This window comes from Chromohalobacter sp. HP20-39 (assembly GCF_033052815.1).
GTDB lineage: Bacteria > Pseudomonadota > Gammaproteobacteria > Pseudomonadales > Halomonadaceae > Chromohalobacter.
The window spans coordinates 88,437-99,067 of the sequence record NZ_JAWHTP010000011.1 but is presented as its reverse complement, the minus strand read 5'-3'; the positions used below and the strand labels follow the sequence as shown (position 1 = coordinate 99,067).

The 10,631-nt window shown below is 61.3% G+C and carries 8 protein-coding genes; 1 reads left to right on the top strand and 7 read right to left on the bottom strand.

Annotated elements, in window-relative coordinates:
* Positions 1 to 198: 198 nt before the first annotated feature.
* Together pssA and ilvC are read right to left on the bottom strand one after the other, a co-directional pair.
* Positions 199 to 1,023 carry a CDP-diacylglycerol--serine O-phosphatidyltransferase gene (gene pssA / locus RVY79_RS16045; RefSeq protein WP_317465447.1) on the bottom strand — a complete coding sequence of 275 codons (825 nt, stop codon included), beginning with the start codon at positions 1,021 to 1,023 and terminating at the stop codon, positions 199 to 201.
* 156 nt (positions 1,024 to 1,179) lie between these two features.
* Positions 1,180 to 2,196, bottom strand: a complete 1,017-nt coding sequence (ilvC, locus tag RVY79_RS16040) for a ketol-acid reductoisomerase (protein WP_317465446.1) — start codon at positions 2,194 to 2,196, stop codon at positions 1,180 to 1,182.
* 169 nt (positions 2,197 to 2,365) lie between these two features.
* On the opposite strand from ilvC, the gene ilvY reads away from it, so the two are divergent.
* Positions 2,366 to 3,247, top strand: coding sequence for an HTH-type transcriptional activator IlvY (gene ilvY / locus RVY79_RS16035; protein WP_317465445.1), 882 nt, complete (start codon positions 2,366 to 2,368; stop codon positions 3,245 to 3,247).
* 73 nt (positions 3,248 to 3,320) lie between these two features.
* On the opposite strand, the gene ilvN is transcribed toward ilvY, so the two are convergent.
* The 5 genes from ilvN to rluD form a co-directional block, all read right to left on the bottom strand.
* Positions 3,321 to 3,812, bottom strand: coding sequence for an acetolactate synthase small subunit (ilvN, locus tag RVY79_RS16030; RefSeq protein WP_075368568.1), 492 nt, complete (start codon positions 3,810 to 3,812; stop codon positions 3,321 to 3,323).
* Positions 3,812 to 5,536 (bottom strand): acetolactate synthase 3 large subunit, encoded by a 1,725-nt coding sequence (locus tag RVY79_RS16025; RefSeq protein WP_317465444.1) that lies wholly within the window; start codon positions 5,534 to 5,536, stop codon positions 3,812 to 3,814. The genes ilvN and RVY79_RS16025 overlap by 1 nt, the downstream gene beginning before the upstream one ends.
* Before the next feature lie 572 nt (positions 5,537 to 6,108).
* Positions 6,109 to 8,691: an ATP-dependent chaperone ClpB gene (clpB, locus tag RVY79_RS16020; RefSeq protein WP_317465443.1), complete on the bottom strand. Its 2,583-nt coding sequence runs from the start codon at positions 8,689 to 8,691 to the stop codon at positions 6,109 to 6,111.
* A 156-nt stretch (positions 8,692 to 8,847) separates the two neighbouring features.
* On the bottom strand, positions 8,848 to 9,603 hold the full coding sequence (gene pgeF / locus RVY79_RS16015; RefSeq protein WP_317465442.1) for a peptidoglycan editing factor PgeF: 756 nt from the start codon (positions 9,601 to 9,603) through the stop codon (positions 8,848 to 8,850).
* 7 nt (positions 9,604 to 9,610) lie between these two features.
* Positions 9,611 to 10,573: a 23S rRNA pseudouridine(1911/1915/1917) synthase RluD gene (rluD, locus tag RVY79_RS16010; protein WP_317465441.1), complete on the bottom strand. Its 963-nt coding sequence runs from the start codon at positions 10,571 to 10,573 to the stop codon at positions 9,611 to 9,613.
* Between the last annotated feature and the right edge of the window lie 58 nt (positions 10,574 to 10,631).

Below are 10,631 nucleotides of genomic sequence, written 5' to 3'. Positions count from 1 at the left end.
ACGAAGCCCGTCGCCGGCAGCGGATGCGTACTTTACGGATCCACCAGCGGGAACGCAAGGGGATGATGTAAAAATAGTTACCGCTCAATTGGCGAGAGCTAAGCGATGCCGCCATTCAGCTTATCCACATCCCCGCTGGGGCGGCGCATGAAAGGAGATGTGGATAATCGGCAAGCATTGGGTATGAAAGAAACGAACTCAGCGTATCTTACGTATGAGTGCGAGCAGAGGCCCCGACACCACATAGCAACCGAACAGGATCAGTAGCATGAGCGAGGGCTCGAGTGAGATCACCACGAATGCAAGCACAATCGCCAACAGCACGACGAAGGGAACGGGCCCCTTGAAATCGACTTCCTTGAAGCTGTGGTAGCGGATATTACTGACCATCAACACCCCCGCTGCCGCGACGATGAAGGCGATGAACAATTTGAAGCCCAAGGCGTCAGCATCGAATTTATGCAGCGTCCAGACACAGCCAGCGACGAGCGCAGCCGCAGAAGGACTCGGCAAGCCGACGAACCACTTCTTATCGGTACTACCGATTTGCACGTTGAAACGGGCCAAGCGCAATGCTGCACCGGAGGCAAAAATAAAGGCCGCGATCCAACCGATCTTCCCGACGTCTTGCAGGATCCAGGAGAACGCCACCAATGCCGGCGCCACACCGAACGAGACCATGTCCGCCAGACTGTCGAACTCGGCACCGAAGGCGCTTTGCGTGTTCGTCATCCGTGCCACGCGCCCGTCGAGCCCATCGAGCACCATGGAGACGAAAATCGCGATAGCGGCCCCGGAGAAGTTGCCATTCATCGCTGCGATAATGGAGAAGAAACCAGAAAATAACGCCGACAGCGTGAATAGGTTGGGCAATAAGTAGATGCCCCTCCGACGCACGCGCTTCCCATTCTCGATGGTCTCCTCAATGATTTCGTCTTCGTCCTGAAACGCCAAAGTATCCTCCGAGACATTCTCGGTGTCGGCATCCTTGGGCGATTCTGGCGTGCCCGATTCTTGCGTCATAAAAGTCATCCGTTGCCATGGGACGGCCCTTGATGGGCCATTCCGACATTCTACACACTGCAATCCTAGTCGACAGTCGGTCTCCTTGACGACCCAAAACGTAAACGGGCGCGACCAATTGGCCGCGCCCGCTCGCTACCGACCCACAGTAAGCGCTTAGTTCTTGCTCTTGTCGACCAGTTGGTTGGCCGCGATCCAGGGCATCATGCCACGCAGCTTCGCGCCCACCTGCTCGACCGGATGCTCGGCATTCAGGCGGCGACGCGCATGCATCGACGGATAGTTAGTGTTGCCCTCGTTGATGAACATCTTGGCATATTCACCCGTCTGGATGTCCTTCAAGGCATTGCGCATCGCCTCCCGCGACTGCTCATTGATGACCTTGGGACCAGTGACGTACTCGCCATACTCCGCATTGTTGGAGATGGAGTAGTTCATGTTGGCGATACCGCCTTCGTACATCAGGTCGACGATCAACTTGAGTTCGTGCAGACACTCGAAGTAGGCCATCTCGGGCTCGTAACCCGCCTCGGTCAGCGTCTCGAAACCGGCCTTGACCAGCTCCACGGTACCGCCGCACAACACAGCCTGTTCACCGAAGAGGTCGGTCTCGGTTTCATCCTTGAAGGATGTTTCGATGATACCGCTGCGACCACCGCCGATACCGGCTGCGTAGGAAAGCGCCAGCTCTTTGGCCTGGCCAGTGGCGTCTTGCTGGATGGCAATCAGATCGGGAACGCCGGCACCGCGCACGAACTCGGAGCGCACCGTATGACCCGGCGCTTTCGGCGCGATCATGATGACGTCCAGATCCTGGCGCGGCGTCACCTGGTTGTAGTGGATGTTGAAGCCATGCGCGAAGGCCAACGTCGCGCCTTCCTTCAAGTTAGGCGCGATATCCTGCTCGTAGATCGCTTTCTGATTTTCGTCGGGCGCCAGCAGCATCACCACGTCGGCCGTCTTGCAGGCCTCGGGCACGGAGGCCACCTTGAAGCCCGCCGACTCGGCCTTGGCCACGGACGAAGAGCCCGGACGCAGCGCCACGGTGACCTCGACGCCAGATTCCTTGAGATTATGGGCATGGGCGTGGCCTTGGGAACCATAACCCACGATGGTGACGTTCTTCGCCTGGATCAGCGAGAGGTCGCAATCTTTGTCGTAATAAACGCGCATGTCGTACTCCAGATATCGAAGAAGAAACGTATGAAGTGTCAGCGTTGATGGCTTTCCGCCATGAGCGTCGTCTGTCGCGACGCTTTGATGTCACTTTACGCCAGCCCCAAGCGTTGCGTAAAACGCTATATTTGCAATACCGTATGCCGAAAATTGAAATGATATTGTCATGGATACTCGTCCCTACCAGCAGTTCCTCAGCCTGGCCGATACGCTTCACTTTGGCCGCTCCAGCGAGTTGTGTCACGTCAGTCCTTCGACGCTGAGCCGCACGATCCGCCAACTCGAGACACAGCTCGGCGTCACCTTGTTCGAGCGCGACAACCGCAGTGTCCGCCTGACCCATGAAGGCCAACTCTTCCAGCGTTATGCACGCGATGCCCTGGAGCAATGGGATGTATTTCGTCACTCACTGATGGCGGAAAGCCGCGAACTGTCCGGCGAAATCAGCATCTACTGCTCGGTGACCGCCAGCTACAGCTTTCTCTATGAGTTGCTCAGCGAGTTTCGCCTGCGTCATCCGCGCATCGAATTGAAGCTGCATACCGGCGACCCGGCCAGCGCGGTTTCACGCGTTCTCAGCGGCGAAGAAGACATGTCGATCACCGCGCGCCCCGAAACCCTGCCCGCACAGCTCGCCTTCAAGCCAATCGCCACGTCGCCGCTGTTGTTCATCGCGCCACGCACCATGCCGGAATGGCTGGCCGGCCTCACCGCCACGACGGACGCCGCCAGTTGGGGTAGCATTCCCATGATCCTCTCGGAGTCGGGTCTCGCCCGCGAGCGAACGGATGCGTGGTTCCGCCAGTTGGGTATCAAGCCGCGCATCTATGCCCAAGTCGCAGGCAACGAAGCCATCGTCAGCATGGTCGGACTGGGGTTCGGGGTCGGCGTGGTGCCGCAGATCGTGGTCGACAACAGCCCATTGGCCGAGCGCATCCAGGCCCTCGAGGTCGAGCCCGCGCTGACGCCTTACGAGGTCGGGCTCTGCGTCACCGAGAAGAAGCTGCGCAATCCGCTGGTCAAGGCCCTATGGTCGCAAATCCGCTAGCCTTAACCTCTTAAAGTAAAAAGGCCGCTCGTGAGAGCGGCCTTATAATGTCAAGGGTATGCGGGCACATGGCTCAGAGGCTGAGTATCTTGTCACCTCGCGAAATGCCCGATACCCCGGTACGCGCCACCTCGAGAATGCCGATCGGCGCCATGGCCTGGACGAAGGCATCCAGCTTGCCGGCATCGCCGGTAATCTGCACCGTGTAGACACTCGGCGTGACGTCGACGATCTGCGCGCGGAAGATATCCACCGTGCGCTTGACCTCGTCGCGGCTAGCGCCCAGCGCCTTCACCTTGACCAGCATCAGCTCACGCTCGATGTGATTACCCTCCGTCAGGTCGACCAGCTTGACCACATCGATGAGCTTATTGAGATGCTTGGTGATTTGCTCGATGACGCGGTCATCGCCCTCCGTGGTCACCGTCAGGCGTGACAGACTCGGGTCCTCGGTAGGCGCCACGTTGAGCGTTTCGATGTTGAAGTTGCGCTGGGAGAACAACCCAACCACGCGGGACAGGGCGCCGGGTTCGTTTTCCAGCAGGATCGAGATGATGTGGCGCATCAGGTCCGCTCCGTCTTCGAAAGCAGCATGTCACGCATGGCGCCTAGGGGCACCTGCATCGGATAGACGTGTTCCCGGGGGTCGACGTCGATATCGAGGAACACCAGTTCGTCGTTGTCGGCGAACGTGCGCTCCAGCGCCGCATCGAGCTCGTCGTGATGTTCCACCTTGAGCGCCGTGAAACCGTAGGCCTCGATCAACTTCTGAAAGTCCGGCAGCGACTCCACGTACGAGTGCGCATGGCGCGACTTGTAGTTGAGGTCCTGCCACTGGCGCACCATACCCAGCGTCCCGTTGTTGAGGTTGATGATCTTCACCCCGGTACCGAACTGCTTACAGGTCGACAGTTCCTGCATCATCATCTGAAAGCTGCCCTCACCGGTGAAACACACCACGGTGTCGTCAGGGAAGTTCTGCTTGATGCCCATCGCCGCCGGGAAACCGAAGCCCATGGTGCCCAGCCCCCCGGAAGTGATCCAGCGATTGGGCTTGTCGAACTTGTAGTACTGCGCCGCGAACATTTGGTGCTGGCCGACATCGGTGGTCACGAAGGCCTCGCCGCGCGTGATGTGATACACCGCTTCGATGACTTCCTGCGGCTTGAGCCGCTCACCCGGCTGAGAAGCCTCGTAGAGCTTGCCTTCGCGTTCGGCGCGCCAGCCGTCGATGGTCGTCCACCACTCCGGCAGCGCCTCGGCGTTGGCCATTTCCCGGCCTTGCAGCAGGCTGATCATTTCATTGATGACGCTATCCGCAGGCCCCACGATCGGCACATCGGCGCGCACCGTCTTGGAAATCGAGCTGGGGTCGATATCCACATGCACGATCTTGGCCGTAGGACAGAACTTCGAGGTGTTATTGGTAACGCGGTCGTCGAAACGCGCCCCGATGGCGATGATCAGGTCGGCATGGTGCATGGCCATGTTGGACTCGTAGCTGCCGTGCATCCCCAGCCAACCCAGCGACTGCGCATCGGTCTGCGGATAGGAGCCGATGCCCATCAACGTGGTGGTAATGGGGAAGCCCAAGCGCTTCACCAACGCCGTCAGGTTTTCGCTCGCGCCACTGGTAACGATACCGCCGCCGGTATAGAACACCGGCCGCCGCGCCTTGAGCATCATGTCCACGGCTTTCTTGATCTGGCCACTATGGCCCCGCGTGACCGGATTATAGGAGCGGATCTTGACCTTCTTCGGATAGACGTACTCATAACGCTCGGTGGGCGCCGTCATATCCTTGGGGATATCCACCACCACCGGCCCCGGGCGACCGGTCGCGGCGAGGTAGTAAGCCTTCTTGAGCACCTCGGGGATCTCCGACGGGTGCTTGATGGCGAAGCTATGCTTCACGATGGGACGCGTCACGCCGACGATGTCGGTTTCCTGAAAGGCATCTTCGCCGATCAGGTGACTGGCCACCTGGCCACACAGCACCACCATCGGGATCGAATCCATGTAGGCGGTAGCAATACCGGTCACGGCATTGGTTGCGCCGGGGCCGGAGGTAACCAGCACCGTACCCGGCTTGCCCGAGGCACGGGCATAGCCATCGGCGGCGTGGGTGGCGGCTTGTTCATGACGAACGAGGATGTGTTTGACCTTGTCCTGGCGGAACAGCGCATCATAGATATGCAACGCTGCGCCGCCAGGGTAACCGTAGATACGTTCGACGCCCTCATCCTGCAGGAAGCGGGCGATCATATCGGCGCCGGAAAGCAATTCCACTGATAGTTCTCCCCTGGAGATAACGAGTGCCATTTCACTGCCACGTTACGGGCAGCGAAGTGTCGATGCGGCGGTACGCCGCTGCCGGCTACGCCGGCACCTGATGCCATAATCCTGGCTCTGGGCCCGGGGTGAGGACCCGCACTCATAGAAACCGCCGAGACCGGCTGGCCCGAGCGATTCCTGGCACGGCAGATCGCCGTGTCGGGGTTGGCGGGAACAGGCGTTTGGCCCATACCCTTGATCTCCTTCGACAGGCGGGTAGAGGCATTTTCCAACCTACCCTTCACGCAGCGGCCGGGGATCGCCCGTCAATGGCTGCGCCCGCAATCAGGAACCACCTAGATTCCATCAGCGCCCCCGAGCTGTCAACCTCCGCCGCTCACACGCGGCCGGCAGCGTGGCGCAATCTCCTATTGATGTACTAGCACTTCACTCAAATTTGCTAGTTGAAAACTGCGTTGTAGCTGGCACAAAAAGCCCGCGACGCAGCACGTCGCGGGCGAGAGAACGGTCAGGACGCGACCGTGTATCGAGAGCATCGAGCGGCCCGAGACGCCGGACCGCTCGCGTTACTTGGCGAAGACGAGGTGACCGTCTTCTGTGGTGACGCGGATGGTGTCGCCCGCCGCGAAACGTCCGGCGAGCAGTTCCTGCGCCAGCGGGTTCTCGATCCGGCTCTGGATGGCGCGCTTGAGCGGCCGCGCACCGAACACCGGATCGAAGCCTACCACCGCCAGTTGCGCCAGGGCGTCGTCGCTGACCTCGAGACGAATCTCGCGCTCGGCCAGGCGTGCCTGGAGACGCTCGAGCTGGATGGCCGCGATGGACTGAATCTGCTCCTGCCCCAAGGCGTGGAATACCACCACTTCGTCGATGCGGTTGATCAATTCCGGACGGAAGTGATCGCCCACCACCTCCATCACGGCATCGCGCATCACAGCGTAGTCGGCGTCATCACCGCCCATGCGCTGGATGATGTCCGAACCCATGTTGGAGGTCATCACGATCACCGTATTGCGGAAATCCACCGTGCGCCCCTGACCATCGGTCAGTCGGCCATCCTCAAGCACCTGCAGCAAGATGTTGAAGACATCCGGATGCGCTTTTTCGACCTCATCGAGCAGTAGTACAGAATACGGCTTGCGGCGCACCGCCTCGGTCAGATAACCGCCTTCCTCGTAGCCGACATAGCCCGGCGGCGCCCCGATCAGCCGCGCCACGGAATGCTTCTCCATGAACTCGGACATGTCGATGCGCACCATGGCCTCCTCGGTATCGAAGAGGAAGTTGGCCAGCGACTTGCAAAGCTCGGTCTTGCCGACCCCGGTAGGCCCCAGGAACAGAAACGATCCGTTGGGGCGATGAGGATCGGCCAGCCCGGCGCGCGAACGGCGCACGGCGTTGGCCACCGCGGTCACCGCCTCGTCCTGACCGATGACCCGCTCGTGGAGCGCCTCTTCCATGCGCAGCAGCTTGTCGCGCTCGCCCTCGAGCATCTTGGACACCGGGATGCCGGTCCAGCGCGAGACCACCTCGGCGATCTCTTCCTCGGTCACGTTGGAGCGCAACAGCTGGTGCTGGGCGGTATCCGCCTCGTGCTCACTGGCCTCGGCGATCTGCTGCTCGAGCTTGGGGATCACCCCGTATTGCAACTCGGACATGCGCCCCAGATCGCTCTGGCGGCGTGCCGCCTCGAGGTCGATGCGCGCCTGCTCGAGCTCCGCCTTGAACTGCGCCGCTCCCTGGATGCTGGCCTTCTCGGATTTCCAGACTTCTTCGAGGTCGGCATATTCACGGCTCAGCTCGTCGATCTGCGCTTCAAGCGAGTCGAGACGCTTGCGGGTCGCTTCATCGGTTTCTTTCTTGAGCGCCTCACGCTCCATCTTGAGCTGGATCAGCCGGCGGTCGAGGCGGTCCATCTCCTCGGGCATGGAGTCGAGTTCCATACGGATCCGAGACGCCGCCTCGTCGATCAGGTCGATGGCCTTGTCGGGCAGTTTCCGGTCGGTGATATAGCGCGTCGACAGTTTGGCCGCCGCAATGATCGCGCCGTCGGTGATATCGACGCCGTGATGCACCTCATAGCGCTCCTTGAGGCCACGCAGGATCGCCACGGTATCTTCTTCGTTGGGCTCATCCACCAGCACCTTCTGGAAGCGCCGCTCGAGCGCCGCATCCTTCTCGATATGTTGACGATACTCGTCCAGGGTGGTGGCCCCGACACAGTGCAGCTCACCGCGCGCCAGTGCCGGCTTGAGCATGTTGCCGGCATCCATCGCACCCTCGGCCTTGCCGGCACCGACCATGGTGTGCAATTCGTCGATGAACAGGATGACGCGACCTTCTTCCTTGCCTAACTCGCCGAGCACGGCCTTGAGACGCTCCTCGAACTCGCCGCGATACTTGGCGCCGGCCAGCAGTGACCCCATGTCCAGCGCCAGCACGCGCTTGTCCTTGAGGCCTTCGGGCACCTCGCCATTGACGATGCGCTGAGCAAGACCTTCGACGATGGCGGTCTTGCCCACGCCGGGATCGCCGATCAACACCGGGTTGTTCTTGGTACGCCGCTGCAGCACCTGGATCGTACGACGGATCTCGTCATCGCGACCGATCACCGGATCGAGCTTGCCATCCACAGCACGCTGGGTCAGGTCCATGGTGTACTTGTCCAGCGCCTCGCGGCTTTCCTCGGCCGAGACGTCGTCCACCTTGTTACCGCCGCGCAAGCTGTCGATGGCACTACGCACGGACTGCACGTCGAGACCGGCCTGCTGGAGCACCTTGCTAATCGCGCTTTTCATTTCCAGCGCCGCCAGCACCACCAGCTCGCTGGCGATATATTGATCGCCGCGTTGCTGGGCTTCACGGTCAGCGAGATTGAACAACTGCGACAACGCCGAGGAAAGCTGCACATTGCCGTCGAACTGACCGACGCGCGGCAAGTCGTCGAGATACTCGGAAAGCCCGTTGCGCAGGCGTGAAACATCGCCACCGGCCTTCTGCACCAGGCCCTTGATGCCGTTTTCTTGCGCCTCGACGAGCGCCATCAGCACATGGCCGGGATCGAGTTGGTTGTGACTGCGCCCTACCGCCAGGGACTGCGCCTCGCCCAGAGCGTTTTGCAATTTACTGGTCATGCGATCGATACGCATCGAAACCCTCCTTCGTTGCGGCACGCCATCGGCGTACCACACGGTTATTTCATATTGACATAATCAATGGAGGTATGCTCAGTGCGTTTCAAGGCATGGCGTGCAAAAATCGTTCCGATGTTCGAGAACACCCCGGCATGGTCGCAAGGCAACGGCTCACCGCAGCCAGATCACGCTGGCCATGCGCCCAGTGTGGCCGTCATCGCGGCGGTAGGAATAGAAACGCGACTCACAGGCGGTACAGAAATGCCCGCCTCCGATATGGCCGACCCCTAGTCGCTCGAGACGCAATCGCGCCAGGCGATAGAGGTCAGCCATATAGTGCCCGAGGCGGTAAGGGCTGGGTTCGAAGGCGCTTTCCGCTTCGGGTTGCACGGCCACGAAGGTTTCGAACACCTCAGCGCCGACCTCGAACTGCGCCTTGGAGATCGCCGGCCCCAACCATGCCATGAGCTCGTCCGGCGACTGCCCCAAGGCCGCCACGCAGGCTTCCAGCACGCCGCCCGCCAGGCTCCGCCAGCCGGCATGCGCCAAGCCCACGCGCGTGCCCTGGCGATCACAGAAGAACACCGGTAGACAATCGGCGGTCAGGACCGCACAGGCATATCCCTGGTCGAAAGCCACCGAAGCGTCCGCTCGCGGCGGCTGCTCGGCGAATGCCGCGCGGTAGTCCTGCTGGACGGCGGCACCATGCACCTGGTTCAGCCACAACAAGGGACGGGCGTCGTCGAGCTCGGCACTCAACAGGCGGCGGCAGCGGTCGACCGACGCGGCATCGTCGCCCACGTGATGTGCCGTATTGAAGGACGCGAAGGCGCCCTGACTGGGCCCGCTCTCACGCGTGGTGACGAAGGCGCCGACCGTACTCGGCGCCGGCCAGTCGGGCAGAATCAAGGTAGGGCGTTCGCTCATGTGAGGCTCACTCAGCGTGCGTGTTGGCTGCATCGCGCAGAAAATCCAGCAACATCAGCATATCGTCCGGCAACGCCGCGCGAAACTCCACCGCCTCGCCGGTACCCGGATGCACGAAGGCCAGCTTGCGTGCATGCAAGGCCTGACGCGGGAAATGCCGCAGCACATCCTTCAGTGCCTCGCTGGCCCCCGCCGGTAGCTTGAGACGCCCGGCATAGACCGGGTCACCGATCAAGGGAAAGCGGCGGTGCGCCAAATGCACGCGGATCTGGTGGGTACGCCCGGTTTCAAGCCGACAGCGGACATGCGTATGGGCAGGAAAACGCTCCACCACACGGTAATGCGTCACCGCCGGCTTGCCCGAGGGCGTGACGGCCTGGCGCTTGCGATCCTTGGGATGCCGCCCGATCGGCGCATCGATGCTGCCTCCAGCCGTCATCCTGCCAGTGACGACGGCATCGTATTCACGCGACACCGTACGCGCCTGCAATTGCTCGACCAGCGAAGCATGCGCCGACAGCGTCTTGGCCACCACCATCAAGCCGGTGGTGTCCTTGTCGAGCCGGTGCACGATGCCCGCGCGGGGCAGCTGCATCTGTCCGGGCGCATGGTATAGCAACGCATTGAGCAGCGTACCGTCAGGGTTACCTGCGGCGGGATGCACGACCAGTCCCGCCGGCTTGTCGATCACCATGACGTCGTCGTCTTCATGGACGACCTCCAGCGCCATGGCCTGCGGCGCGAAGCGCTTGTCTTCTTCAAGCGTGGCCTCGAGAGCTAGTTGCTCGCCACCACGCAACTTGTCCTTGGGACGCGCGGACGCGCCATCGCAAGTCAGCGCCCCTGACTTGATCCACGCCTTGAGGCGCTCGCGGGAGAAGTCCGCGAACAACGTCGAGGCAGCTTGGTCGAGGCGCTGGCCGGCCATCGTTTCGGGGACGCGCTCTGCTCGCTGCACGGTATCTGCCATGGCAATGCTCGGTTCCATTTCGCCACCGGGGGCGTTTGCTTTATAGTGACTCCGAACT